This is a genomic window from Streptomyces sp. JN8 (assembly GCF_055808075.1).
In genome coordinates, this window is record NZ_CM147852.1 from 4,167,107 (window position 1) to 4,192,497 (window position 25,391).

Consider the following 25,391-nt stretch of genomic DNA (forward strand, 5'->3'; position numbering starts at 1 on the left):
AGCGGTCGGTGGGAGCGGGTTTGTCCGAGCAGTCAGCACAGCCGGAGTACCGGATCGAGGATCTCGCCCACCACAGCGGCGCCACGGTCCGCACGATCCGCGCCTACCAGGACCGTGGGCTGCTGCCCCGACCGGAGCGGCGGGGCAGGTCGAACGTGTACGGGGACGCGCACCTCGCGCGGCTCCGGCAGATCGCCGACCTCCTCGACCGGGGCTACACGCTGGCCTCGATCAAGGAGCTCCTGGAGGCCTGGGACACCGGTCGGGGGCTCGGCGGGGTGCTCGGCCTCGTCGCCGAGGTGCACGGTCCGTGGACGGACGAGCAGGCCGACCGGATCTCCCGGGCGGAGCTGGAGGCCCGCTTCGGCGGCACACCGGACGAGGCGGCCATCCTGGAGGCCGTCGAGCTCGGCGTACTGGAGCCGCTGCCGGACCGGGAGACGGAGGAGTACCTCGTACCGAGCCCCCAGGAGCTCGCCGTGGCGGCCGAGTTGTACGCGGCGGGCGTTCCGCTCGGTGCGATCACCGGGCATCTGAGGGAACTTCGGGACCAGGTGGAGCACATAGCGTCCCGTTTCCTGGAGTTCACGACCGAGCACGTCTTCGCCCGCTATCTGGAGCACCGGCCGCCGACGGACGCCGACGCGCACGAGGCCGCGACGATGGTCCGCCGCCTCAGGCCGCTGGCCCAGCAGACCGTGGACGCCGAACTGGCGCGGGCGATGCGACTGTTGGCCACCCGGCACCTTCAGCTCCATCTGTCGCCGGACGCGCCGCCGGTGCGGGACGACGAGCCCCGGCCGGTCGCGCTACCGGCGGGGACGGTGCGGGCCGTTCAGGATCTCGTCGGCTCGGAGGGTGTCGCCGCCTTCGTCGCGGCGGCTGCCGAACGAGAGGTACACAAGAGGACATTGGACGTGCTTGCCTCAACTCCGCGCGATGAGTGACAATTTACCCAATTTACTCGGAATGATAGGTGTGTTGTCCACAGAATCGCCAACTACCCTGTGGATAACTCGCTTTGGCTGTGGATCAAACCTGTGTACCAAAATCAATGGATCGGCGATCCGCGCTCCGCCATCCTGACGGAATGACCAGAGACCAGCCCCGGGAGCAACCCCGGCCGCAGCCACCGGACGAGCGCCGCACGGTGCGCATCTCGAAGTACCTGTCGAAGCATCTGCGTCACCAGCCCGAGCGCATCGGCCTCGTCCTCGACCCGCAGGGGTGGACCGAGATCGACACCCTGCTCGCCGCCCTCGCCCGGAACGGCCTCCCCATCACCCGGGCCGAACTCGACCACGTCGTCGCGACCAACGACAAGAAGCGCTTCGCCGTCGAGGGCACCCGCATCCGCGCCAGCCAGGGCCACACCGTCGAGGTGGACCTCGACCTGCCCCCGGCGGAACCGCCCGCGTACCTCTACCACGGCACGGTCGCCGCGGCGCTCCCCGCGATCCGGGCGGAGGGGCTGCGCCCCATGGCCCGCCACCACGTGCACCTCTCCCCCGACCGGGAGACCGCGACCCGGGTCGGCGCCCGCCGCGGCCGGCCGATCGTGATCGCCGTCGACGCCGGAGCCATGCACCGGGCCGGACACGTCTTCCGCGTCAGCGCCAACGGGGTCTGGCTCGCGGACGCCGTCCCGCCGGAGTTCCTCCGCCTTCCGGGCTGAGGCCGGGCCGAACGACCCCTGAGGCATGATCGTTCCCATGGCCCACCCGCACCTGCCCAGCACCGAAGCAGCCGTCGTCGCGATCCGCGAACTCGCCCGGGAGTTCCACCTGGAGATGACGGTGACCGACGACATCGGCGCCGACCGGACGTCCCGCCGCACCTCCGCGGACGCGTTCGCCGTCCTCGACGACGACGGCTCGCTCCCGCACGAGGCCTACGTCGAACTCGGCGGCACTCCCGCCGTCACGGTCCAGATCTTCCCCGAGGACGACGCCCGGATCATCGTCGAGGGCATCGAGTTCGCGGACGTCCCGCGCGACGCCGTACCCGCCTTCGTCCGCGCCGTCCACGGCGGCCTCGCCCACGTGAAGGGACGATTCTTCCCGCCGGGCTGGTGGCTCGTCGTGCCGCTCCCCGGCGACGAGACGTACAAGGAACTCGTCTCCGGCACCTCCCTCACCCCCTGGATGAACCGCAACGTCCGCTGATCCCCCGCGCGTATCGTGGCCGTCATGCGCTTGAGTACGGTGATCCTCCCCATCCACCGATGGAGCGAGGGGCAGAAGACCTGGCAGCGGGCCGAAGAACTCGGCTTCCACGCCGCTTACACCTACGACCACCTGTCCTGGCGGACCTTCCGTGACGGCCCGTGGTTCGGGGCGCTGCCCACCCTCACGGCAGCGGCCGCGGCCACCACCCGGATCCGGCTCGGCACCCTCGTGACCTCGCCCAATTTCCGCCATCCCGTGACGCTCGCCAAGGAGCTGATCACGCTCGACGACATCTCCGGCGGACGCGTCACGCTCGGCATCGGCGCGGGCGGCAACGGCTTCGACGCCACGGTGCTGGGGCAGGAGCCGTGGACGCCGAAAGAGCGCGCCGACCGCTTCGCCGAGTTCGTGCCGCTGCTCGACCGGCTCCTCACCGAGGACGCCGTCTCCCAGCGGGGCACCTTCTACTCGGCGGACGAGGCCCGGAACATCCCCGGCTGCGTCCAGCGCCCCCGGCTGCCCTTCGCGGTCGCGGCGACCGGCCCCCGGGGCCTGAGGCTGGCGGCCCGCCACGGCCAGGCGTGGGTGACCACGGGCGACCCGAAGATCTTCGAGACCGGCACTCCGGAGCAGTCGGTGGCGGCGCTGCGGGGCCAGATCGAGAAGCTCGGCAAGGCCTGCGCCGAGACCGGACGCGAGGTCGCCGAGCTCGACAAGGTCCTGCTGACGGGCTTCACCCCGGACCGCGGCCGGCCGCTGGAGTCCGTCGACGCGTTCGTCGACTTCGCGGGACGGCACCGCGAACTCGGCTTCACCGAGCTCGTGATCCACTGGCCCATCCCGGACTCGGACTTCGCCGCCGACCAGCAGGTGTTCGAGCGGATCGCCACCGAGGCGCTCGCCCAGCTGGACTGACGATCCGCTGCCGGTGCCGGGCCCCCGAGGCCCCGGCACCCCGCTCGGGACCGTGCCGCTCCCCGTCGCGGCCGAGCCCGCGGGCGCGGTCGCGGCCGAGCTGTGCGCGGGCGCGGCCCGGCCCCGCCGGTCCCGGCCCGTCGCGGTCCCGGCCGTGCCGCCCGGTCGCGGCTCCGGCCCGGGCGCCCGGTGGATCAGGCGATCCGCCGGGCGTGGCCCCGCCACAGCGCCAGCAGCACGGGGGAGCCGACCGGCTCCGGGCCCGCCGCGCAGACGTCGGCATGCCCGACCCGGCACCTCTGGGACGGGGCGGCGGACCCGGGCCGGACCACGGTCCCGTCCCCCGCGAGCTGCCAGCGGCTGGCGGCCGGGACGGCGGAGGACGCCAGTTCACCGGGCTCGATCATGATCCAGCGGCCCTGCGCCGTCCGGTACCAGACGCCCCGGCCCCCGCACCGCGGGCAGGCCGAGATGGCCGGGGCCACGGCACGCGGCGCGGACCCCCCGGCGCGGGGCTCCGGCACCGACCCTCCAGACCGGGCCTCCCCCACGGATCGTCCGGTACGGGACGGTGCCGTCCCCCCGGAGCGGGGCTCCGGCACGGCGACGGCCAGGCGCGGGACGTCCGCCGTCGCCTCTCCGCACCGGACGTCCCGGACGGCGCCGCCCCTCACCGCGAACGACGCGGCGTCGACCAGTCCCGCGAGGACGTCGCCGACCAGCACCGGGTCCCGTGCCGGCTGCGCCGCGCCCCGCCCCTCGCACCCGGGGCAGAGGGCCATGCCGAGACTCGGGACCCACGTCCCGTACGGCGCGCCGCAGGAGTCGCACTCGTCGTTTCTCCGGCCCGAGCCCATGCTCCGCCCCCCTCGAGACGTCATCAGCTCCCAGGGACCTTCCCCGTCAGCCCGAAAACGAACGGACGTTTACGGCCACGTCGGGGCGTAAGCCCCCGGCCGCCCGGAAAAGCCTGTCACCCGAAACCGGCCACTCATATGTGCGGCTCCCCGCACGCCCGTGCGTTCGGTGCGGAAGAATGGTGCGGTGACCTCTCCCCGATCCCCGCGCACGCCCGCCCCGACGGTCCGGCTGATCGCCACCGATCTCGACGGCACCCTCCTGCGCGACGACAAGACCCTGTCCGAGCGCACGATCGCCGCCCTCGCCGCCGCCGAGCAGGCCGGGATCGAGGTCTTCTTCGTCACCGGCCGCCCGGCCCGCTGGATGGACGTCGTCAGCGAGCACGTCCACGGCCACGGCCTCGCGATCTGCGCCAACGGCGCCGCCGTGGTCGACCTCCACGCCGGAGGCACCTTCCTGGAGGTGCGTCCGCTGGAGCGCCCGGCCGCCATGGACGTCGTCACGGCCCTGCGCGCCGCCGCGCCCGGCACCTCGTTCGCGGTCGAGCTCACCACCGGAATCCACTACGAACCGCACTACCCGCCGTTCCACCTCGACCCCGGGGCGACCGTCGCCACCGCCGAGAAGCTCCTCTTCGAAGAGGCCCCCGGCGCCGCGGCCCCCGTCCTCAAGCTGCTCGCCAAGCACCCGGACCTCGACCCCGACGCGTTCCTGGCCCTGGCCCGGGAGGCCGCCGGGCACCGGGCCTCCTTCACCCGCTCGGGGCCCACCGCCCTCATCGAGATCAGCGGCCTCGGCGTCTCCAAGGCCTCCACCCTGGCCCAATGCTGCGCCGAGCGGGGGATCACCGCCGACGAGGTCGCCGCCTTCGGCGACATGCCCAACGACATCGAGATGCTGAGCTGGGCGGGCCGCTCGTACGCGATGGGCCAGTCGCACCCCGAGGTGATCGCCGCCGCCTCCGGCCGCACGGTCGGTAACAACGAGGACGGCGTCGCCGTCGTCGTCGAGCAGCTGGTGGCGGACGCCCTGCGCGCCGCCGGGACGACGGCACCGCGGGGCTGAGGCGGACGACCGTCCTTACAGCGGCGCCTCCCAGATCACCGTCGTACCGCCGCCGTCCTCTCCGAGGCCCGGGCCGCACCAGCTCGCCCCGCCCAGCGACTCGGCCCGCCGCGCCAGGTTCCGCAGTCCGCTGCGGCGCCCGCCCTTCGGGAGGCCGATGCCGTCGTCGGCCACCTCCAGCCGTACTCCGGCGGAACCGTCGGGCAGGGTCACGCCGGCGTCGACGACCACCTCGATCCGGCTCGCCTCCGCGTGCCGGAAGGCGTTGGACAGCGCCTCGCGCAGGGCGGCGATGAGGTTCTTGCCGGTGAGCTCGCCGACCGTCGCGTCGATCGCGCCGAGGAAGCGGTGCGCGGGCTTGAAGCCGAGCGGCACGGCCGCCATGTTGATCTCCCGCAGGACCCGGGTGCGCAGCCCCGACGGAGCCTCCGCGGGACCCTGCTGGAGCGCGAAGATCGCCGTACGGATCTCCTGGATCGTCACGTCCAGCTCGTCCACGGCCTTCCCGACGCCCTCGCGCACCGCCGGCACGATCGAGCGGCGCTGGGCGCTCTCCAGCATCATGCCGGTGGCGAAGAGCCGCTGGATGACGAGATCGTGCAGATCGCGGGCGATACGGTCGCGGTCCTCGTACACGGCGAGGCGCTCCCGGTCCCGCTGCGCGTCGGCCATCATCAGGGCCAGCGCCGCCTGCGAGGCGAACTGGGTGGCCAGCGTCCGCTCCGTCTCGGTGAACTGGCGCCCGCCCCGCACCCGGGGCGTGGCGAGCGCGCCCAGCACCCGCCCGCCGCTCTGCAGCGGCAGCATCATGCTGGGGCCGTACGGGGAGGTCAGCCGGCTGATCATGCGGGGATCGCTGGAGGCGTCCGCCACGAAGACCGCCTCGCCCTCCAGGAGCCGCTGCACCACGGGGCTCTCCGGCGGGATCACCACGCCGAGCGACTTCGTGGGCCGGGGCGAGGAGACGGCGACGATCTCCAGGCCGCCGTCCTCGGAGGGCAGGAGCACGATCCCGGCGTCGGCGTCGGCGAGTCGGCGGGCCTGCTCGGCGACGACCGTGAGGGCGTCGTCCGCGTCGCCGCCGGAGAGCAGCGCGGTGGTGACGGCCACGGAGCCGTCGATCCACCGCTCGCGCTGGCGGGCGGCCTCGTACAGCCGCGCGTTGCCGATGGCGATGCCCGCCTCGGTGGCGAGCACCCGGACCATGTGGACGTCGTAGTCGTTGAACTCGTCGCCGCCCCGCTTCTCCGCGAGGTACAGATTGCCGAAGATCTCGCCCTGGACCCGGATGGGCACCCCGAGGAAGGTCCGCATCGGCGGATGCCCCGGCGGGAAGCCCGCGGCGCGCGGATCGGCGGACAGGTCGGCGAGGCGGATCGTCTGCGGGTCGCGGATGAGCGCGCCGAGCAGCCCCGCGTGTCCGTCGGGCCGGCGCCCGATCCGGCGGGCCACCTCCTCGTCGACGCCGAAGGTGACGAAGTCGGAGAGTCCCTTGCCCTCTTCGTCGACGACGCCGATGGCGGCGTAGCGGGCGTCGGCGAGTTCGGCGGCGGTCTCGCAGATCCGGTCGAGGGTGGAGTGCAGTTCGAGCCCCGTGCCCACCGAGCGCATGGCTTCGAGGAGCTGCGGAACGCGGGCGGTGAGCTCCGTGGACAGCCCCTGGAGGCTGCGGGTGGCCTGGGTGGCGGCTTCCAGGGGGTCCGGGGCTTCGGACGCTGCGGCGGTCATGGGCTTGAGCCTAGTTAGTCCTATTTGGCGAGAAAAGTCAGGCGGCGCCCGGGATCAGGACACGAGCGGTTCCCGATCGGTCCCGAGGGCCGCCGCCGCGCCCGCGCCGACGGCCAGCAGATCGGTCTCCCGCTCCTGCTCCAGCATCCGGCGCAGCGGTCCTTCGGCCTCGGCGAGCTCGGCGTACGGGCCGCGCTGCACCGTCCTGCCCCCGTCGAGGACGAGGACCTCGTCGACCGCGTCGAGTCCGTGCAGCCGGTGGGTGATGAGGACCGTCGTCCGGCCTTCGGTGGCCCGGAGCAGATCGTCGGTGAGCGCGTCGGCGGTGGCCAGGTCCAGGTGCTCCGCCGGTTCGTCGAGGACGAGGACGGGGAAGTCGGCGAGCAGCGCGCGGGCCAGCGCCAGGCGCTGCCGCTGCCCGCCGGACAGCCGGGAGCCGTGCTCGCCCACGAGGGTGTCGAGGCCCTGCGGCAGTCCGTCGACCCAGTCGAGCAGCCGGGCGCGGCGCAGTGCCTCGCGGAGCTCCTCGTCGCTCGCACCGGTCCGGGCGAGCCGCAGGTTCTCCCGGACGGAGCTGTCGAAGAGGTGGGCGTCCTGGGCGCAGAGGCCGACGAGCCGCCGGACCGCGTCGCCGTCGAGCTCCCAGGCGGGCACCCCGCCGAGCCGGTACATGCCGGACTCCACGTCCAGGAACCGCAGCAGCACCTGGGCGAGGGTGGTCTTGCCGGAGCCCGAGGCGCCGACGACGGCGACCCTGCGCCCGGCCTCCAGGGTGAGCCGGAAGCCGGCGAGCGCCTCCCTCTCCTGCCCGGCGTGCCGGGCGGAGAGTCCGGTGAGCTCCACCGGGAAGGGGCTCGCCGGGGGAGTCTCGGGCCGGACCGGCTCGTGGACGGGGACGGGCGCGTCGAGCACCTCGAAGACCCGCTCGGCGCTGTGCCTGACGCGCTGGCGGTACTGGACGGCGAGCGGCAGACCGGTGACGGCCTCGAAGGCGGCGAGCGGGGTGAGGACGACCACGGCCAGCGCCACCCCGGCGAGCCGCCCGTCCGCCACGGCCTGGACGCCGACGACCGCGGCGCCCGCGACCGTCACGCCGCAGACCAGGGCGGAGAGCCCGGCGCCGAGCGCGGCGGCCGCGGCCTGCCGGGAGGCGATGCCGGTGAGGGTGCGGTCGGCGGCCCGCGTCCGTTCGATCCTGTCCCGCAGGGCGCCGGCCACGGTCAGCTCGGCGCAGCCGCGCAGCAGGTCGGCCACGGCGGTCGCCAGGGCGCCGCGCGCGGGGGCGAGCCGCCGTTCGGCGCGGCGGGCCAGCGCACCGCTGACCGCCGGCACGAGGACGCCCGCGACGAGCAGGCCCGCGGCGAGGACGGCGCCGGCCTCGGGGAGCAGCCAGGCGGTGAACCCGACGGAGGCGAGTCCCACCACGAGCGCGGCACCGGCCGGCAGGAGCCAGCGGAGCCAGTAGTCCTGGAGCGCGTCGACGTCCTGGACGAGCCGGGAGAGCAGGTCGCCGCGGCGGGTGCGGCGCAGTCCGGCGGGCGCGATCCGCTCCAGCCGCCGGAAGACGGAAACCCGGAGTTCGGCGAGCATCCGCAGGACGGCGTCGTGCGAGACGAGCCGCTCGGCGTAGCGGAAGACGGCCCGGCCGATGCCGAAGGCGCGCGTGGCGGTGACGGCGACCATCAGGTAGAGCACGGGGGGCTGTTCGGAGGCGCGGGAGATGAGCCAGCCGGACACGGCCATGAGTCCCACGGCGGAGCCGAGGGCGAGGCTTCCGAGGAGCAGGGCGAGTCCCATCCGTCCCCTGAGCTCCCCCGCCATCGCCCGCACGCGTCCGAGCATGGCCGTCCCGGTGGCGGGGGACCGCTCGGCGCGGGGTTCCGCGACTCCCTCCGGACGGGATCCCGTGGCGAGGTCGGTTCCGGCCGCCCCGCCGTCCCGGACCGCTTCCGCCCGCTCCGGGCGCCCGCCGTCCACGGAGCCGACGGACGCGGAGCCGCCGGACACGGAGCCGGACGCGGAGCCGCCGGACACGGAGCTGTACGTGGACCCGGACGCGGAGCCGTCGTCCGCGGAGCCGTCGGACGCGCCGCCGCCGACCGTCACGACCCGGTCCGCGACCGCGAGCAGCGCCGGCCGATGGGCGACCAGCAGCACCGTCCGCCCCGCCGCCAGCCGGCGGACCGCGTCGACGATCCCCGCCTCCGTCTCGCCGTCCAGCGCCGCCGTCGGTTCGTCGAGCAGCAGCAGCGGCCGGTCGGCGAGGAAGCCGCGCGCCAGCGCGAGCCGCTGCCGCTGCCCCGCCGAGAGTCCGGCTCCGTCCTCGCCGAGCGGGGTGTCGAGTCCCCGCGGCAGCTCCGCCACGAACCCGTCCGCCCCGGCGTCCCGCAGGGCGTCCCGGACGGCCTCGTCAGAGGCGTCCGGGCGGGCGAGCCGGACGTTCTCGGCGATCGTCCCGGCGAAGAGGTGGGGCCGCTGCGGCACCCAGGCGATCCGCGACCGCCAGGCCTCCGGATCCAGCGAGGCGAGCGGCTCGCCCCCGACCCGTACGGAACCGCCGTCCTCCGGCACGGCGAAGCCGAGGACGACGTCGAGCAGGGTCGACTTCCCGGCCCCGCTCGGTCCGACCAGGGCCACCGTCTCCCCGGGCTCGACGGTGAGGTGCATCGCGTCCAGCGAGGGCTCGGCGCGCCCGGCGTGGCGCACCGTCACGTCCTGGAGCTCCAGCCGTACCGACTCGGGCGCCGGACGGCCGCCCCCGTCGCGTACCGGCTCCTCCAGGACGTCGAAGATCTCCTCCGCCGCGGCGAGCCCTTCCGCCGCCGCGTGGAACTGCGCGCCGACCTGCCGCAGCGGCAGATACGCCTCGGGCGCCAGGATGAGGATGACGAGACCGGTGTACAGGTCGAGTTCGCCGTGGACGAGTCGCATGCCGATGGTCACGGCGACGAGCGCGACGGACAGCGTCGCGAGGAGCTCCAGGGCGAAGGAGGAGAGGAAGGCGATCCGCAGCGTGCGCATGGTCGCCCGGCGGTACTCGGAGGTGATCGCGCGGATCGACTCGGCCTGGGCCTTCGCCCGGCCGAAGATCTTGAGGGTGGGGAGCCCGGCCACCACGTCCAGGAAGTGTCCGGAGAGCCGGGAGAGCAGCTTCCACTGCCGGTCCATGCGGGCCTGGGTGTACCAGCCGATGAGGGTCATGAAGACCGGGATGAGCGGCAGGGTGACCACGATGATCGCGGCCGACACCCAGTCCTCGGTGACGATGCGGGCCAGCACGGCCACGGGCACCACGACGGCGAGCCCGAGCTGGGGCAGATAGCGGGCGAAGTAGTCGTCGAGGGCGTCCACTCCACGGGTGGCGAGGGCGATCAGCGAGCCGGCCCGCTGGCCGCTGAGCCAGCCCGGTCCGAGGGCGGACGCCTGGACCAGGAGCCGGCCGCGGAGTTCGGACTTGACCGCCGCGCTCGCCCGGTGGGCGGCGAGCTCGGTCAGCCAGGAGACCAGCCCCCGCGCCGCCGCGATGCCCACGAGCAGCAGCAGGGGGGTGGTCAGGGTGGAAACCGACTGGCCCTTCTGGAAGGACCCCACCACGATCTCGGCGATGAGCATCGCCTGGGCGATGACCAGCGCCGCCCCGACCAGGCCGAGGCCGACCACCGCGATCAGGAAGAGACGGGTGGCCCTGGCGTACCGGAGCAGGCGCGGATCGATCGGTTTCACGTGAAACATGCTCCCTGGAGAGGGCCGGCTAGTGGGTTCCGGCGATGTGCTGCGTACCGATCCGCTTGCGGAACACCCAGTAGGTCCAGCTCTGGTAGAGCAGCACCAGCGGGGTCGCGATCGCCGCGCACCAGGTCATGATCTTGAGCGTGTACGGGCTCGACGAGGCGTTCGTCACGGTAAGGCTCCACTCCGGGTTGAGTGAAGACGGCATGACGTCCGGGAAGAGCGCGAGGAAGAGCATCGCCACGGCGGCCGTGATGGTGACGCCGGAGAGGGCGAACGACCACCCTTCGCGCCCCACCTTGATCGCGAAGATCGCTCCGACCAGGGCCACCACGGCGATCAGCATCGCCGCCAGGCTCCAGCCGTCCCCGGTGTCGAGCTGGGTCCAGATCAGGAAGCCGAGCGCGGCCACCGCCGTGATCAGGCCCAGCTTGAGGGCGAGGGCCCGCGCCCGGCCCCGGATGTCACCGACCGTCTTGAGGGAGACGAAGACCGCTCCGTGGAAGGTGAAGAGGGTGAGCGTGACCAGGCCGCCGAGGAGCGCGTACGGGTTGAGGAGCTCCCAGAAGCTCCCGACGAACTCCATGTCCGCGTCGATCTTCACACCGCGGACGATGTTGGCGAAGGCCACGCCCCAGAGGAACGCGGGGATGAGCGAGGTCCAGAAGATGGCCTGCTCCCAGTTGCGCTGCCAGTCCTCCTCGGGCCGCTTCGCCCGGTACTCGAAGGCGACGCCCCGGATGATCAGGCAGACCAGGATGATCAGCAGGGGCAGGTAGAAGCCGGAGAAGAGCGTCGCGTACCACTCGGGGAAGGCGGCGAAGGTCGCGCCGCCCGCGGTGAGCAGCCACACCTCGTTGCCGTCCCAGACGGGCCCGATGGTGTTGATGAGGACGCGCTTCTCGGGCCGGTCGCGGGCGAGCAGCTTGGTGAGGATGCCGACCCCGAAGTCGAAGCCCTCAAGGAAGAAGTAGCCGATCCAGAGGACGGCGATGAGTACGAACCAGACGTCGTGGAGTTCCATGCCTCGATCTCCTGAGCCTCAGTACGAGAAGGCCATGGGGCGGTCGGGGTCACGAGAGTCCCCGCCGATCTTGGTGGGCGGGTTGAGGTCGTCCTCGGTGAGCTCCGGCGGGCCGGCCTTGATGTACTTCACGAGGAGCTTGACCTCGATCACGGCGAGCACGGCGTAGAGCGCGGTGAAGACGATCATCGAGGTGAGCACCTCGGCCGTGGTGGTGCCGGGGGAGACCGCGTCCCGGGTGCGCAGCACGCCGTAGACGACCCAGGGCTGACGGCCCATCTCGGTGAAGATCCAGCCCCAGGAGTTGGCGATCAGCGGGAACGCCATGGTCCAGAGGGCCACGATCCAGTACCACCTGCCCAGGCGGGGGCTGAGCGCCTTCCGCTTGAACAGGACCAGGTTCGGCACTTCGTCCTCACCGGTCCTCAGCCCCGGTGCCAGCATGAACTTCTTGCGGGTCAGCCAGAGGCCGATCATCCCGATGGTCAGCGAGGCCATGCCGAAGCCGATCATCCAGCGGAAGCCCCAGTAGGCGACGGGGATGTTGGGCCGGTAGTCACCGGGCCCGAACTTCTCCTGCTCGGCCTTGTTGATGTCGTTGATGCCCGGGACGTACGAGCTGAAGTCGTCGTTCGCCAGGAACGACAGCAGACCCGGGATCTCTATGGCCACCTTGTTGTGGCCCTTGTCGACGTCGCCGTACGCGAAGATCGAGAACGGGGCGGGCGCCTCGCCGTCCCAGAGGGCCTCGGCGGCGGCCATCTTCATGGGCTGCTGCTTGAACATGACCTTGCCGAGCAGGTCACCGCTGATGGCGGTGCCGAGACCGGCGATGATCAGGGTGATCAGGCCGAGCCGGAGCGAGGTCCGCATCACCGGGATGTGCTTCTTGCGCGCCAGGTGGAAGGCGGCGATGCCGACCATGAACGCACCGCCGACCAGGAAGGCCGCGGTCATGGTGTGGAAGAACTGGGTGAGCGCGGTGTTCTGGGTGAGCACCTGCCAGAAGTCGGTGAGCTCGGCCCGGCCCCGCTCCTCGTTGATCCGGTAGCCGACCGGGTGCTGCATCCAGGAGTTGGCCGCGAGGATGAAGTACGCCGAGAGGATCGTGCCGATCGACACCATCCAGATGCAGGCGAGGTGGATCCGCTTGGGGAGCTTGTCCCAGCCGAAGATCCACAGGCCGATGAAGGTCGACTCGAAGAAGAAGGCGATGAGCGCCTCGAAGGCCAGCGGCGCCCCGAAGATGTCACCGACGAAGCGCGAGTAGTCGGACCAGTTCATGCCGAACTGGAACTCCTGCACGATGCCGGTGACCACACCCATGGCGATGTTGATCAGGAAGAGCTTGCCCCAGAACTTCGTCGCCCTGAGGTACTTCTCGTTCTCCGTCCGTACCCATGCCGTCTGGAGGCCGGCGGTGAGGGCCGCGAGGGAGATCGTCAGGGGGACGAAGAGGAAGTGGTAGACGGTGGTGATGCCGAACTGCCAGCGCGCCAAGGTCTCTGGCGCCAGAGCTAGGTCCACGTCGTTCTCTCCTTACATCGCCGTGGTCACATCGGCAGTTTGCCCCGTTGATCCCACCTATTACGGGACGAACCAGGACACGCTTGTGAACGCGTTCACATTCACAAGCATTATCACTCATACGAAATCCGTACCTTCATGCGGGGCCCCCTACTGAAGGCCGACCCTTCCCAGAACCTTCAACATATTGTTGAATCCGGGGCATGACCCTTCGGATACGCATCGTCTGGCCGGCCGGACACACCACGGCCACCCTTGAGGAGACCCCCACGAGCGCAGCGCTCGCGGGGGCCCTCCCGATCTCCTCCATCGCCCGGACCTGGGGCGAGGAGGTCTACTTCGACACCCCGGTCTCCGTGGCCGTCGAGGACGGCGCGCGCCAGGTCGTCGATCCCGGCACGGTCGCGTTCTGGACGGACGGCGACGCGCTCGCCCTGCCCTACGGCCCCACCCCGATCTCGCGGGGCGACGAGTGCCGGCTCGCGAGCCCCTGCAACGTCCTCGGCGCGCTCGACGACGACCCGAGGATCCTGGCCACCGTCCGCGACGGCGACCCGATCCGGGTGGAGCGCGCAGCCGACTGACGCGGACGGGACCGCGGGCGGAGGGCCGAGACCGTACGGCCGCCCGCCCGGTACCAGCGGTCAGACCTCCTTGCGGAAGCCCTCCGCCGCCTTCAGGAACAGGTCGTTCGCCTCGCACTCGCCGATCGTGACGCGCACGCCCTCGCCGGCGAACGGCCGCACCACGACTCCGTGGCGCTCGCACTCGGCCGCGAAGTCCAGGGTCTTCTCCCCGAGCCGCAGCCAGACGAAGTTCGCCTGGGTGTCGGCCACGGTCCAGCCCTGCCCCACGAGCCCCTTGTGGACCCGCTCGCGCTCGGCCACCAGGGAGCCGACCCGCCCGAGCAGCTCGTCCTCGGCCCGGAGCGAGGCCACCGCCGCGTCCTGCGCCAGCTGGCTCACGCCGAACGGCACCGCCGTCTTGCGGAGCGCCGCCGCCACCGGCTCGTGGGCGACCGCGAAGCCGACCCGCAGCCCCGCCAGGCCGTACGCCTTGGAGAAGGTCCGCAGCACGGCGACGTTCGGCCGGTCGCGGTAGAGCTCGATGCCGTCCGGGATGTCGGCGTCGCGGACGAACTCGCGGTACGCCTCGTCGATCACGACCAGGACGTCGGAGGGCACCCGGTCGAGGAAGCGCTCCAGCTCGGCCCGGCGCACCGCGGTGCCCGTGGGGTTGTTCGGGTTGCAGACGAAGATCAGCCGCGTCCGGTCGGTGATCGCCTCGGCCATCGCGTCGAGGTCGTGCACCTCGCCCTCGGTCAGCGGGACCTGTACCGAGGTGGCACCGCTGATCTGCGTGATGATCGGGTACGCCTCGAAGGAGCGCCAGGCGTAGATGACCTCGTCGCCGGGGCCGGAGGTGGCCTGGAGGAGCGACTGGGCGACGCCGACCGAGCCGGTGCCGGTGGCCAGGTGGGAGACCGGCACGCCGAAACGGTCCGCCAGCTCCTCGGTCAGACCGGTGCACGCCATGTCCGGGTAGCGGTTGAAGTTCGCGGCGGCGGCCAGCGTGGACTCCATGACCCCGGGCAGCGGCGGGTACGGGTTCTCGTTGGAGGACAGCTTGAAGGCCACGGGCCCGCCCGCGGCCGCCGGCCTGCCCGGCTTGTAGGTGGGGACGCCGTCCAGCTCGGCGCGCAGCTTCGGGCCCGTGCTCGTCCCGCTGGTCCCGCTGGTCTCGCTCACTCTGTGGCCTCCTCGACCTCCGTACCGCCAATACTCCTCACCTTATGAGGATTCGCCGCCGCTGCGAATGGGCTGCGGACAACAGGAGGGACACACTGCGCGACCCGCGCCCGGGCGCGTCCGCCACGGACCCCGGCCCGTCCAGCGCATCCGTCCCCGACCCACCCCGGATCCGCCCCGGTCCACCCCCGGATCCGCCCCGTCCCGCTGCCGGCCGCGCCCGCCGCGGCCCGACCACCGCCCCGCCCCGCGCACCCCTCCGCCCGCTCCTCCACGGCCCGTCCACACCGGTCTCCCACGGCACCGTCCGCGCCGCCGGGGAGCGGCCCCGCCACGCCACCCCCGCGCGCCACCCGGAGCCCATCCCCCGAACCGCCCCACGAGCGGGCTCCGCGGCGTCCGCCGACGTGGTCCCGATCCGAGGGGGCGCGCGACCGGGTGGCGCGCGCTGGTGGCGGGCGCCGTGGCGCGCATCCCCCGTAGAGGTGAGTTGAGACCTCTTCGAGACCTCGCCCCCACGCCAGGCCTACACCGTTCGGCAACCACTGGTCCCATGGTGAAGGCCCTAACTACCTTGGATTCCTTGCCTCTTGACGCCTTCTGGCCATGCAGAAACGTGCCTGTCAACGCCTGCATATGCGACCGGCCCAACCGCCCCTCATCGCCCTACTATCGGCTCGCCATGACAGCAGCAGGGAAGCACCAGGTGAGCCGGGCACAGACCCGGGGAAGCCGGCAGGGCCGAGCGGGCATCCGGGACGTGGCCGCCGCCGCCGGGGTCTCCATCACGACTGTCTCCGACGCGCTCAACGGCAAGGGCCGACTCCCCGACGCCACCCGCCGGCACGTGCGCGAGGTCGCCGACCGGCTGGGCTACCGCCCGTCCGCGGCAGCCCGCACGCTCCGCACGGGGAAGTCGGGACTCATCGGCCTGACCGTGACCACGTACGGGGATGAACCTTTCACCTTCACCGAATTCGCGTACTTCGCGGAGATGGCCAGAGCAGCCACGTCGGCGGCGCTCGCGCGGGGCTACGCCCTGGTCATCCTTCCCGCGACGTCCCGCCATGACGTCTGGTCGAACGTCGCCCTCGACGGGACCGTCGTCATCGACCCCTCCGACCACGACCCGGTCGTGACCGAACTGGTCCGGCAGGGCCTGCCCGTCGTCTCCGACGGACGCCCCGCCGGCACCCTTCCGGTCACCGCCTGGGTCGACAACGACCACGAAGCCGCCGTCCTCGATCTGCTCGACCACCTCGCCGCCGCGGGCGCCCGCCGCATCGGCCTCCTCACCGGAACCACCACCGACACCTACACCCGACTGTCCACCACCGCGTACCTCGACTGGTGCGAGCGGGTGGGCCAGGACCCCGTCTACGAGGCCTATCCGGCGCACGACCCGTGCGCGGGCGCCGTCGCGGCCGACCGGCTGCTCGCCCGACCGGACCGGCCCGACGCCGTGTACGGCCTCTTCGACCCCAACGGCACCGACCTCCTCGCGGCCGCGCGCCGCTACGGGCTGCGCGTCCCGGACGACCTGCTGCTGGTCTGCTGCAGCGAGTCGACCGTCTACGCCACCACCGAACCGCCCATCACGACGCTCTCGCTCAAACCGCGCCGGATCGGCACGGCCGTCGTCCAGCTCCTCATCGACGCCATCGAGGGGATCGACGCCGACGGCCCGGTCGAACGGGTGATACCGACCGAACTCATCGTCCGCACGTCCTCGCAGCGCCGTTCACCACGCACCACCGTCAGCCCGCCCCGGTCTCCCGAGAAGGACTGACACACCGCCAACCGGCGCCGACGCGTCCGCCGTCCCCGTCCCTGCCCGTGGGCCGGGGCGGCGAAACCGGCCACCTATCCGGTCCCAACCCCGTACTCGACCTTCTCAATTCGGGCGAAACAACCGGTGAACCCGGAGTGGACCCGGATTCACCACCCCTGGTGCGTCACACAGGAGGACCCTCATTCCTATGATGGGCGCACGACATCGTGGACCACCCCGACCAGGCCGGTCCGCGCTGTGCAGGGCATCGCGACGGTGGTGGAGGGGTCCATGACTCAGGGGGCCGGGCAGGAGCCCGTGGCGCGCACGGCGACATTGCGCGACTTCCGCGTACCGCCGTACGCCCGCGTGCCCGTACAGGGCCACGCCGCCGATCCGACGACCACGGAGCCGCTGCCGGTGCCGACACCCGCCGAGCCCGCTCACCCGGAGCACGCATCCGTGACCGCACCCACCCCTCCGGCCGCGTCCGCCCCGGCGGCGCAGGCACCTTCGGCCGCGTCGGAGAGCGCGCCGCCGACCGCCCCCGCGGTCCCCCCGCGCGCGCCCGACACGCCCGCGCCCGCCGATCCGACCCTGCACCTGGGTCGCCTCGCCCCGCCGGCGTACGCCCCCGGCTCCGCGCCCGCGGGCTCCTCCATCGTCTCCGTCGCCACCGGCCACCCCGGCAACGCCTTCCCCGAGGGCGGGATGCCCGAGGGCTACACGCCGACCGAGCGCGACCTCCCGGTCATCAACCGCCGCGGCGACACCGTCCAGGTCCCGGTGGCGGCCGGGCCCGCCGCCGAGCCCGCCCCGGCCGGCGGCGAGGGCCCCGGACCGCTCTTCGTCGTCGGTGACGTCCACGGCTACCTCGACGAGCTCGTCGCCGCCCTCCGCGCCCAGGGGCTCGTCGACGAGAACGGCAGCTGGTCCGCCGGCAACGCCCGCCTCTGGTTCCTCGGCGACTTCACCGACCGCGGCCCCGACGGCATCGGCGTCATCGACCTCGTCATGCGCCTGTCCGCCGAGGCGGCCGCCGCCGGCGGCTACTGCAAGGCCCTCATGGGCAACCACGAACTGCTGCTCATCGGCGCCAAGCGCTTCGGCGACACCCCGGTGAACTCCGGCGCGGGCACCGCCACCTTCCAGGCCGCCTGGCTGCTCAACGGCGGCCAGAAGCACGACATGGACCGCCTCCAGGACGTCCACCTGCAGTGGATGTCCCGGCTCGACGCCGTCGTCCGCGAGGACGACCACCTGCTGCTCCACTCCGACACCACCGCGTACCTCGACTACGGCCAGACCATCGAGGACGTCAACGACACCGTCCACGAGATCCTCAACCGCAACGACGCCGACGAGGTCTGGGACGTCTTCCGGAAGTTCACCAAGCGCTTCGCGTTCCGCGACGAGGGCGGTCCGCAGGCCGTCCAGGAGCTGCTGTCCACCTACGGCGGCTCCCGGATCGTGCACGGCCACAGCCCCATCCCGTACCTTCTGGGCCAGGTCGGCACGGAGGACGACGAGGACAGCTCGGGCCCCGTCGTCGACGGACCGCACGTGTACGCGGACGGTCTCGCGATCGCCATGGACGGCGGAGTGACCATGGCCGGAAAGCTACTGGTCGTCCAACTCCCGCTGAACGACTGACGCATAACCCTCCGCATCCGGGGAAGTCGAATTCCGGAAACACCCTGTCAGCGCGTGGCACGACCGCAATACCATCGTGTCCATCCGTAGCAGGCTCTCCTCCGTTTCCGCCCGACCGACCGTGTCCCACGGCTGATCCGGGCCTACGGAGCATCGGGGGATGCACATGAACGTGGCTCCGCACCTGCTGACCGAGGATCGCGCCGAGTACGAGCGGGTCCTCGACGACGCACTGGGCACCGCCCACGCACGTCCGGATCTCGCCGGAGCGGGAACCCGGCTCTCGCTCGCCCAGTTGCGCTCCCTGACCCTGAACGCGACGACCCTGGTCACCAGCGCGGCGGCCGGCGAGTACGAGCACTTCGTGAAGGTCCGCGAGCAGCACCGGGCCGCCCTCGGGGCCCGGCCCCCGGCGTCCTCCGACCGCCCGGGCGACGGCCCCGGCGTCGTCGCGATCCTGACCGTCATGGTGCCCGTCCTCGCGGGCACGGCAGCGGCCATCTTCCTGCTGGTCGGCGCGGTCCTGCACGCCGTCGCCCCCACCGTGGCGTTCGGGGCGACGCTGCTGACGGCCGGCCTGGTCTTCGGCGCGGTGGCCGCCGCCGGCCTGCTCGGCGCCGCCGCCGGGCTGCTCGTGACGGCCCTGCGCAACAGCCCCGCCGAGGTGAGCACGGACGGCCCGCGCGAGCCCGGACCGGACGACGAACTGTCCCGCGCCCGGGAGGCCTGGCGCCGCGCCCTGCTCGAACGGGGCATCCTGCCCTTCCTCCGCGACGTGCTCGCCGCCACCACCCCGCCCACCGGCTCCCCCGGCCCCTGACACGCCACCGGCCCGCGACTCCCCCGGGGTCGCGGGCCGGTGTGGTCGCCGGGTGGCGGGGGTCAGTCCGCCAGCGGCAGGTACACGCGGTTGCCCGTCGCCGCGAACTCGGCGGACTTCGCGGCCATTCCGGCCTCGATCTCGTCCGCCTTCAGGTCGCCGCCGTGCTCCCGCCGGATGTCCTGCGAGATCTTCATCGAGCAGAACTTAGGGCCGCACATCGAGCAGAAGTGCGCGGTCTTCGCGGGCTCCGCGGGCAGCGTCTCGTCGTGGAACTCGCGCGCGGTGTCCGGGTCGAGCGCCAGGTTGAACTGGTCCTCCCAGCGGAACTCGAAGCGCGCGTCCGACAGCGCGTCGTCCCACTCCTGCGCGCCCGGGTGGCCCTTGGCCAGGTCCGCCGCGTGGGCCGCGATCTTGTACGTGATGACACCGGTCTTCACGTCGTCGCGGTTCGGCAGGCCCAGGTGCTCCTTGGGCGTGACGTAGCAGAGCATCGCCGTGCCCCACCAGGCGATCATGGCGGCGCCGATGCCGGAGGTGATGTGGTCGTACGCGGGCGCGACGTCCGTGGTCAGCGGGCCGAGCGTGTAGAACGGCGCCTCCTCGCAGATCTCCTGCTGGAGGTCGATGTTCTCCTTGATCTTGTGCATCGGGACGTGCCCGGGGCCCTCGATCATCGTCTGCACGTTGTGCCGCTTGGCGATCGTGTTCAGCTCGCCGAGCGTGCGCAGCTCGGCGAACTGCGCCTCGTCGTTGGCGTCCGCGATCGACCCCGGGCGGAGCCCGTCGCCGAGCGAGTAGGTGACGTCGTACGTCGCGAGGATCTCGCAGAGCTCCTCGAAGTGCGTGTAGAGGAAGTTCTCCTTGTGGTGCGCGAGGCACCAGGCGGCCATGATCGAGCCGCCGCGCGAGACGATGCCGGTCTTGCGGCGCGCGGTGAGCGGCACGTACGGCAGGAGCACGCCGGCGTGGACCGTCATGTAGTCCACGCCCTGCTCGGCCTGCTCGATGACCGTGTCCTTGTAGATCTCCCAGGTCAGGTCCTCGGCGCGGCCGTCGACCTTCTCCAGTGCCTGGTAGAGCGGCACGGTGCCGATGGGCACGGGGGAGTTGCGCAGGACCCACTCGCGGGTCGTGTGGATGTTGCGGCCGGTGGACAGGTCCATGACCGTGTCGGCACCCCACTTGGTGGCCCAGGTCATCTTCTCCACCTCCTCCTCGATGGAGGAGGTGACGGCGGAGTTGCCGATGTTGGCGTTGACCTTCACCAGGAACCGCTTGCCGATGATCATCGGCTCGATCTCCGGGTGGTTCACGTTCGCCGGGAGCACCGCGCGGCCCGCGGCGATCTCCTCGCGCACGACCTCGGGGGAGACGTTCTCCCGGATCGCCACGTACTCCATCTCCGGGGTGATCTCCCCCCGGCGGGCGTACGCGAGCTGGGTCACGGCCTGGCCCTCGCGGCCGCGGCGCGGCAGGCGCGGCCGGCCGGGGAAGACCGCGTCGAGGTTCTTGAGTCCCCCGCCGCGCGGCGAGGTGTGCTTGATGCCGTCGTCCTCGGGACGGGCCGGTCGGCCCGCGTACTCCTCGGTGTCGCCGCGCGTGATGATCCAGTTCTCGCGCAGCGGCGGAAGGCCCCGGCGTACGTCGGTGTCGACGCCCGGGTCGGTGTACGGGCCGGACGTGTCGTACAGCGTGACGTCCTTGCCGTTGGTGAGGTGCACCTGGCGGACCGGCACCCTGAGGTCGGGCCGCGAGCCCTGGACGTAGCCCTTGTGCCAGCCCGGCGTGCGAGCGCCGTCGGCAGAGGTGTCGTTCTGCTCGGAGGCAGGCGTGCGTGCATCCTGAATGGTCATGAGACCGATCTCCCTACGCCGGCATTACCCGGTAACAGGTTCGGCGGTCGGCGCAGCCTCCTCCCGTACGTACATCAGTACGCGCGTACGGTGATCAGCGCCCTCTCAGCCCGGTGCTCCGAGCTCCCGCGTGTGCAAAGGTGCCACCACGCTAGCGTCATCCCTGGCGTGCTGAACAGTGGGCCCCTGCCGTTCTTGCGATGATCGGTCGGTGACTTCCCCCCAACAGACCCCCGAGCCGCACGGCAACGACCACGACCGCGGGCCCCACGAGCATGCCGCGTCGCATGCCTCGCACGGGCACGGTCCGGCACACGGATCCCATGGGCACAGCCACAGCCACGGGCCCGCCACCCCGGTGTCCCGACATCTGCGCAGGGTCATCGCCGCGATCCTCATCCCCTTCGCCACGGCCGTCGTGGTCGGGCTGGTGGTGCTGTGGCCCGGTGGCACGCCCCCGCACGAGCGCACCGGCGTCGGCTTCGACCGGCAGACCGAGCAGGGCAGGGTCGTCTCGGTCGAACAGGTCGACTGCGCCTCCGTGAACGCGGGTCAGGTGCCGCCGACCGGTGACACCTCGACGCCGGAGGGACGCGAGGCGGTCAGGTCGCAGGAGGGGACGTGCGGGAAGGCGACGATCGAGGTCACCAGCGGTCCGGAGAAGGGGCGCACGTTCACCGAGATCGTGCAGCCCGATGCGCCGCGCCAACTGCACGAGGGCCAGGGCGTGGTGGTGGCCTACGCCCCCGACGCGCCGCGTGACCTGCAGTATTCGGTGACCGACGTGAACCGCAAGCTCCCGATGGCGGTGCTGGCCGGGATCTTCGCGGTCGCCGTCGTGCTGGTCGGCCGGATGAAGGGCGTGATGGCCCTCATCGCCCTGGTCGTGAGCTTCCTGATCCTGACGTTCTTCATCCTGCCGGCGATCCTCGACGGGTCGAATCCGCTGGTCGTGGCGGTGGTCGGATCGAGTGCGATCATGCTGATCGCGCTCTACATGTGCCACGGACTCTCCGCCCGGACCTCGGTCGCGGTGCTCGGGACGCTGATCTCGCTGCTGCTGATCGGCCTGCTCGGCTCGGTGTTCATCGGCTGGGCCTCGCTGAGCGGCAACACCGACGACAACACCGGTCTGATCCACGGCCTGTACCCGGAGATCGACATGTCCGGCCTGCTCCTGGCCGGTGTGATCATCGGTTCGCTCGGTGTGCTCGACGACGTCACGGTCACCCAGACGTCGGCGGTCTGGGAGCTCAAGCAGGCCGATCCGGGCATGGGGCCGCGTGCCCTGTACCGGGCCGGCATCCGGATCGGCCGGGACCACATCGCCTCGGTCGTGAACACGCTGGTGCTCGCCTACGCGGGTGCCGCCCTCCCGCTGCTGCTGCTCTTCTCCATCGCGCAGAGCAGCATGGGGACGGTGGCCAACAGCGAGCTGGTCGCCGAGGAGATCGTCCGGACCCTGGTGGGATCGATCGGTCTGGTCGCGTCCGTGCCGCTCACCACGGCGCTCGCGGCCCTGGTGGTCTCCGCCGACCGCACGGACGCCGGGGGAGCACCGGGCACGGGAAGCCGGAAGCCCGCGGCGGCGCGGGGTGGACGGCGCCGTCGCGCGAAGTGAGCAGTGGGGTCGGGGGCGGTGCCGGGCGGGCGCCCGGGGGTCCGTGAGAGCCGGACGCGTGCGCGGCGCACGGGTGCCGGGCGGGTGTGCGGGGGCGCGCGGTGCCACGGTCGGTGCGCGGGTGCGCGCCGTGCCGGGCGGGTGCGCTGGGGCGCGCGGGAGGCGCGCCGGTTCAGGCGGCCGGGCCCGCGCTCTCCTCGGCCAGGATCCGGCCCAGCGCGGCCTCCAGGTTGTCCTCGAAGTCGCCGAGCGTGCGTTCCTGACCGAGCGGAACCAGCTTGTCCGTACGGTCGAGGAAGGCGACCAGCGGCGGCGCGCTCGCCCGGAACAGGGCGCGGTCTCCGCCGACCTGGAGCCGGATGGAGACGTCCGAGAGGCCCTCGGGCTCCGTCGGGGCGATGTGCACGTCGCCGTCCCCGCTCGGCCGGTTGATCCCGTCGAGCAGCAGCTCCCTGCCGAACGCCCAGGTCACCGGCGCGTCCCCGGGGAGGTGGAAGGTCATCCGCACCGCGTAGGGATCCCGGGTCTCGTATCGGAGTTCCACCGGGATCTTGAAGGAGAGCTCCTCGGAGACGAGGAAGCTCATCAGGACCTCGGCCTGAACCGACTCTCGCATCATGTACCCCGCAGTAGATGGAGCAGTTGTGTAAACACAGCTGCTGAAAGCTGTGACCGAAACGGCCAGGAATGATCCCCCGCGGCCCTCTTGACGCAATCGTGCTGTAAGCACTAGCAGATCACAAGGAGTGATTTTTCAGATACTGATAGAGAACGCGAGCGAACTGAAGAGCCTCCCGATCTCTGTGCGTAGTTGCTCGACTGCTGGGAGCAACCGTTCTTCCTGGTGAAGGGGAAGAGAAATGGCCATTGCGGCCGTCATGGAGCCCGCGGTGATGGGGATTGCGGCACAGACCGTGCCCAACGCATATTCCTGACGCTCCACCAGGGGCTCCATTCGCCCCAAACCTCCCAAACGCTCCAAAAGCTCACGGCGGTTACGCAGCGTGTACGGAGTGATGGCTTCGACCGGGTGGCGATCGAGGTGGTCTTGACGAGATTTCAGATCGAGTTGGCTCAACAGGCACTGCCCGATCGCATGGGCGTGAGCCGTCTCGCGGAAATCGGCCCATTCCTCCACCGCGGGTGCGGAGGGAGTGTCGGCGACGGCGACGAGCTCGATCTCCCCCTCGCGGTAGACGGCGAAGTAGACGGGCACGCCGATCGCGTCCCGCCAGCGGGCGAGAGAGTCTTCGATCTTGATGCGACGATTCTGCACACCTCCGCCGCCGGCCAGTCGGACCGCGGCGTCGCCCAGGACGAACACACCCTTCTCGCGGAGCAGATAGCCCTCGTGCGTCAGGGTGCGGAGCAGGTGGTACGTGGTGGGGAGCGGGAGGCCCGTCTCCCGGGCGAGCTGCTTGGCAGGGGCGCCGTCCGGGTGGGAGGACACGGCCTCCAGCAGTCTCAGTGCCCGCTGCACCGAGCCGATCAGGGTAGGCGCAGCCGTTTGCGAAGCCGTGGCCAAAGGTCACCCCCAGGCATCACGACGGATGCATCGCACCCGCCCGCGGGGGCCGCCCCCGCGCGCCCGCCGGGCCTGGGAAACCGCTGGTCAGCAGGGATGTCTACACCTGTAGTCCCCAACGCGGCGGAGGGATTCCACTCTAGTGGGAGCCCTCGGGCCCGCGCCCTGCTTAAACCGGTGCGTTCCCCCGGCCGGGCTAATCCCCTCCGTCGGCTTCATACCGCTGGGTAGCGTGTGCTACCACTCCTCGCGCGAACGGTCGGACGAGGTGAACTTCCGTACGACGTAGATCAGTCCGGCGACGAGGGCCACGAAGAGCAGCACCTTGAAGAGCAGTCCGACCACGAAGGCGAGGACGCTCGTGATCAGTCCGCCGAAGACGAGCAGCGCGATGACGGGTATGGCGACCCACTTCACCCACCACGGCATCCCCGCGAGAACCTCCTGTACGGCCATCGTCCTCTCCCTCGCTCTCGAAGATCCGTTCCGCACACCCCGTGCGGAACAACCTCAAGGCTAGGTTCCGGAAGGGGCGCACGGGGGTCCCGCGGCCCCCGCTCTCCCCTGATCCGCCCCCTAGGGGGCGTCCGGTCGATCGGGCCGGACCAGGGAGCGGAATCCGGTGCGTCAGGCCTCCGGCGGGGAGAAGACCACCATCACCCGCAGGTCCTCGCTGATGTGGTGGAAGCGGTGCTCCACGCCGGCCGGCACGTACACCACGCTTCCCCGCGCCACCTGGGTCGTCTCCGTCCCCACCGTGATCGCCGCCCGGCCGCTCACCACGAAGTAGACCTCGTCCTGGCCGTGCGGCTGCTGCGGGTCGAGTGCGCCGGCGTCCAGCGCGTACAGGCCCACGGACATGTTCCGCTCCCGCAGGAACTGGAGGTACGCGCCCTTGTTCTCGGCGCGTTCCGCTTCCAGTTCATCCAGCCGGAATGCCTTCATCGCCCGTCCGCCCCTGCCCTCGGCCCGATCATGTCTGCCACGATCAGACACATGATGAATTTCGTAGTCAAGACGCTCGCGAACGCGGGCGCCCTGGGAGTGGCCATCTGGCTGGTCCAGGACATCACCCTGACCGGTGACAGCACCGGCAAGAAGGCACTGACCCTCATTCTCGTCGCCCTCGTCTTCGGGCTCGTGAACTTCCTGGTCAAGCCGATCGTCCAGCTGCTGACGCTGCCGCTCTTCATCCTGACGCTCGGGCTCATCACGCTCGTCGTCAACGCCCTGATGCTGCTGCTCACGTCCTGGCTCGCCGAGCAGTTCGACCTCAGCTTCCACGTGGAGGGCTTCTGGACCGCCGTGCTCGGCGGCCTGATCATCTCCGTCGTCTCGTGGGCGCTGAACGTCGTGCTCCCCGACGGCGACTGAGTGCCG

Annotated in this window: 22 protein-coding genes; 11 read left to right on the forward strand and 11 right to left on the reverse strand. The window is 71.7% G+C overall.

Features of this window, described 5'->3' with window-relative positions; all coding sequences use genetic code 11:
- Window positions 1–20: 20 nt before the first annotated feature.
- The 4 genes from ACY0MR_RS18300 (at window position 21) to ACY0MR_RS18315 (ending at window position 3,083) form a co-directional block, all read left to right on the forward strand.
- Window positions 21–947, forward strand: a complete 927-nt coding sequence (locus ACY0MR_RS18300) for a MerR family transcriptional regulator (protein WP_404084074.1) — start codon at window positions 21–23, stop codon at window positions 945–947.
- A gap of 143 nt (window positions 948–1,090) precedes the next feature.
- A complete protein-coding gene (locus tag ACY0MR_RS18305) occupies window positions 1,091–1,675 on the forward strand; it encodes an RNA 2'-phosphotransferase (RefSeq protein ID WP_361852750.1) in 585 nt (194 codons plus the stop codon).
- Window positions 1,676–1,712: 37 nt separating this feature from the next.
- Entirely contained in the window at window positions 1,713–2,165 is a 453-nt protein-coding gene (locus ACY0MR_RS18310; RefSeq protein ID WP_473554111.1) for a hypothetical protein, read from the forward strand.
- 24 nt (window positions 2,166–2,189) lie between these two features.
- A complete protein-coding gene (locus ACY0MR_RS18315; RefSeq protein WP_361852756.1) occupies window positions 2,190–3,083 on the forward strand; it encodes an LLM class flavin-dependent oxidoreductase in 894 nt (297 codons plus the stop codon).
- A 194-nt stretch (window positions 3,084–3,277) separates the two neighbouring features.
- Here the strand turns inward: ACY0MR_RS18315 and ACY0MR_RS18320 are convergent, their stop codons facing one another.
- A complete protein-coding gene (locus tag ACY0MR_RS18320; protein WP_473554113.1) occupies window positions 3,278–3,865 on the reverse strand; it encodes a DUF6083 domain-containing protein in 588 nt (195 codons plus the stop codon).
- 262 nt (window positions 3,866–4,127) lie between these two features.
- Between ACY0MR_RS18320 and ACY0MR_RS18325 the strand changes: the two genes are divergently transcribed.
- Entirely contained in the window at window positions 4,128–5,009 is an 882-nt protein-coding gene (locus ACY0MR_RS18325) for a Cof-type HAD-IIB family hydrolase (RefSeq protein WP_473554116.1), read from the forward strand.
- A gap of 15 nt (window positions 5,010–5,024) precedes the next feature.
- Here ACY0MR_RS18325 and ACY0MR_RS18330 read toward each other — a convergent pair whose 3' ends face one another.
- From ACY0MR_RS18330 to ACY0MR_RS18345, 4 genes are read right to left on the reverse strand one after another with little or no spacing between them, the layout of a single operon-like run.
- Window positions 5,025–6,737: a GAF domain-containing sensor histidine kinase gene (locus ACY0MR_RS18330; protein WP_473554117.1), complete on the reverse strand. Its 1,713-nt coding sequence runs from the start codon at window positions 6,735–6,737 to the stop codon at window positions 5,025–5,027.
- 54 nt (window positions 6,738–6,791) lie between these two features.
- A complete protein-coding gene (gene cydD, locus ACY0MR_RS18335) occupies window positions 6,792–10,469 on the reverse strand; it encodes a thiol reductant ABC exporter subunit CydD (protein ID WP_473554119.1) in 3,678 nt (1,225 codons plus the stop codon).
- 19 nt (window positions 10,470–10,488) lie between these two features.
- Entirely contained in the window at window positions 10,489–11,490 is a 1,002-nt protein-coding gene (gene cydB / locus ACY0MR_RS18340; protein ID WP_388800827.1) for a cytochrome d ubiquinol oxidase subunit II, read from the reverse strand.
- An 18-nt stretch (window positions 11,491–11,508) separates the two neighbouring features.
- Window positions 11,509–13,017, reverse strand: coding sequence for a cytochrome ubiquinol oxidase subunit I (locus tag ACY0MR_RS18345; protein WP_361857841.1), 1,509 nt, complete (start codon window positions 13,015–13,017; stop codon window positions 11,509–11,511).
- A 203-nt stretch (window positions 13,018–13,220) separates the two neighbouring features.
- On the opposite strand from ACY0MR_RS18345, the gene ACY0MR_RS18350 reads away from it, so the two are divergent.
- Window positions 13,221–13,601 (forward strand): cyclophilin-like fold protein, encoded by a 381-nt coding sequence (locus tag ACY0MR_RS18350; RefSeq protein ID WP_473554122.1) that lies wholly within the window; start codon window positions 13,221–13,223, stop codon window positions 13,599–13,601.
- A 60-nt stretch (window positions 13,602–13,661) separates the two neighbouring features.
- On the opposite strand, the gene hisC is transcribed toward ACY0MR_RS18350, so the two are convergent.
- Complete coding sequence (gene hisC, locus ACY0MR_RS18355) at window positions 13,662–14,765, reverse strand: histidinol-phosphate transaminase (RefSeq protein ID WP_404084059.1); 1,104 nt, start codon at window positions 14,763–14,765, stop codon at window positions 13,662–13,664.
- Window positions 14,766–15,447: 682 nt separating this feature from the next.
- Here hisC and ACY0MR_RS18360 point away from each other — a divergent pair.
- The 3 genes from ACY0MR_RS18360 (at window position 15,448) to ACY0MR_RS18370 (ending at window position 19,009) form a co-directional block, all read left to right on the forward strand.
- Window positions 15,448–16,554, forward strand: coding sequence for a LacI family DNA-binding transcriptional regulator (locus tag ACY0MR_RS18360; RefSeq protein ID WP_361857832.1), 1,107 nt, complete (start codon window positions 15,448–15,450; stop codon window positions 16,552–16,554).
- 273 nt (window positions 16,555–16,827) lie between these two features.
- On the forward strand, window positions 16,828–18,189 hold the full coding sequence (locus ACY0MR_RS18365; RefSeq protein ID WP_473554125.1) for a metallophosphoesterase: 1,362 nt from the start codon (window positions 16,828–16,830) through the stop codon (window positions 18,187–18,189).
- 160 nt (window positions 18,190–18,349) lie between these two features.
- A complete protein-coding gene (locus ACY0MR_RS18370) occupies window positions 18,350–19,009 on the forward strand; it encodes a hypothetical protein (RefSeq protein ID WP_473554128.1) in 660 nt (219 codons plus the stop codon).
- 62 nt (window positions 19,010–19,071) lie between these two features.
- Here the strand turns inward: ACY0MR_RS18370 and thiC are convergent, their stop codons facing one another.
- A complete protein-coding gene (gene thiC, locus ACY0MR_RS18375) occupies window positions 19,072–20,865 on the reverse strand; it encodes a phosphomethylpyrimidine synthase ThiC (protein WP_392045193.1) in 1,794 nt (597 codons plus the stop codon).
- Window positions 20,866–21,076: 211 nt separating this feature from the next.
- Here thiC and ACY0MR_RS18380 point away from each other — a divergent pair, with 211 nt between their 5' ends.
- Complete coding sequence (locus tag ACY0MR_RS18380) at window positions 21,077–22,486, forward strand: YibE/F family protein (RefSeq protein ID WP_388800812.1); 1,410 nt, start codon at window positions 21,077–21,079, stop codon at window positions 22,484–22,486.
- Window positions 22,487–22,658: 172 nt separating this feature from the next.
- Here the strand turns inward: ACY0MR_RS18380 and ACY0MR_RS18385 are convergent, their stop codons facing one another.
- The 4 genes from ACY0MR_RS18385 to ACY0MR_RS18400 form a co-directional block, all read right to left on the reverse strand.
- Entirely contained in the window at window positions 22,659–23,102 is a 444-nt protein-coding gene (locus ACY0MR_RS18385) for an SsgA family sporulation/cell division regulator (protein ID WP_030317990.1), read from the reverse strand.
- Window positions 23,103–23,240: 138 nt separating this feature from the next.
- Window positions 23,241–24,011, reverse strand: coding sequence for an IclR family transcriptional regulator (locus ACY0MR_RS18390; RefSeq protein WP_361859780.1), 771 nt, complete (start codon window positions 24,009–24,011; stop codon window positions 23,241–23,243).
- 237 nt (window positions 24,012–24,248) lie between these two features.
- Window positions 24,249–24,467: a DUF5326 family protein gene (locus ACY0MR_RS18395; RefSeq protein WP_361859777.1), complete on the reverse strand. Its 219-nt coding sequence runs from the start codon at window positions 24,465–24,467 to the stop codon at window positions 24,249–24,251.
- A gap of 171 nt (window positions 24,468–24,638) precedes the next feature.
- On the reverse strand, window positions 24,639–24,956 hold the full coding sequence (locus ACY0MR_RS18400; protein ID WP_473554132.1) for a cupin domain-containing protein: 318 nt from the start codon (window positions 24,954–24,956) through the stop codon (window positions 24,639–24,641).
- 51 nt (window positions 24,957–25,007) lie between these two features.
- Here ACY0MR_RS18400 and ACY0MR_RS18405 point away from each other — a divergent pair, with 51 nt between their 5' ends.
- Entirely contained in the window at window positions 25,008–25,385 is a 378-nt protein-coding gene (locus ACY0MR_RS18405; RefSeq protein ID WP_319315257.1) for a phage holin family protein, read from the forward strand.
- The last annotated feature ends 6 nt before the right edge of the window (window positions 25,386–25,391 follow it).

Bases quoted from the DNA above. Each gene is read 5' to 3' on its own strand.
- ACY0MR_RS18405 (WP_319315257.1), top strand. From the start codon at position 25,008: ATGATGAATTTCGTAGTCAAGACGCTCGCGAACGCGGGCGCCCTGGGA.
- thiC (WP_392045193.1), bottom strand. From the start codon at position 20,865: ATGACCATTCAGGATGCACGCACGCCTGCCTCCGAGCAGAACGACACC.
- ACY0MR_RS18400 (WP_473554132.1), bottom strand. From the start codon at position 24,956: ATGAAGGCATTCCGGCTGGATGAACTGGAAGCGGAACGCGCCGAGAAC.
- cydB (WP_388800827.1), bottom strand. From the start codon at position 11,490: ATGGAACTCCACGACGTCTGGTTCGTACTCATCGCCGTCCTCTGGATC.
- ACY0MR_RS18305 (WP_361852750.1), top strand. From the start codon at position 1,091: ATGACCAGAGACCAGCCCCGGGAGCAACCCCGGCCGCAGCCACCGGAC.
- ACY0MR_RS18330 (WP_473554117.1), bottom strand. From the start codon at position 6,737: ATGACCGCCGCAGCGTCCGAAGCCCCGGACCCCCTGGAAGCCGCCACC.
- ACY0MR_RS18385 (WP_030317990.1), bottom strand. From the start codon at position 23,102: ATGCGAGAGTCGGTTCAGGCCGAGGTCCTGATGAGCTTCCTCGTCTCC.
- ACY0MR_RS18395 (WP_361859777.1), bottom strand. From the start codon at position 24,467: ATGGCCGTACAGGAGGTTCTCGCGGGGATGCCGTGGTGGGTGAAGTGG.
- ACY0MR_RS18350 (WP_473554122.1), top strand. From the start codon at position 13,221: ATGACCCTTCGGATACGCATCGTCTGGCCGGCCGGACACACCACGGCC.
- ACY0MR_RS18360 (WP_361857832.1), top strand. From the start codon at position 15,448: ATGACAGCAGCAGGGAAGCACCAGGTGAGCCGGGCACAGACCCGGGGA.
- ACY0MR_RS18310 (WP_473554111.1), top strand. From the start codon at position 1,713: ATGGCCCACCCGCACCTGCCCAGCACCGAAGCAGCCGTCGTCGCGATC.
- ACY0MR_RS18370 (WP_473554128.1), top strand. From the start codon at position 18,350: ATGCACATGAACGTGGCTCCGCACCTGCTGACCGAGGATCGCGCCGAG.
- ACY0MR_RS18320 (WP_473554113.1), bottom strand. From the start codon at position 3,865: ATGGCCCTCTGCCCCGGGTGCGAGGGGCGGGGCGCGGCGCAGCCGGCA.
- ACY0MR_RS18365 (WP_473554125.1), top strand. From the start codon at position 16,828: ATGACTCAGGGGGCCGGGCAGGAGCCCGTGGCGCGCACGGCGACATTG.
- ACY0MR_RS18315 (WP_361852756.1), top strand. From the start codon at position 2,190: ATGCGCTTGAGTACGGTGATCCTCCCCATCCACCGATGGAGCGAGGGG.
- cydD (WP_473554119.1), bottom strand. From the start codon at position 10,469: ATGTTTCACGTGAAACCGATCGATCCGCGCCTGCTCCGGTACGCCAGG.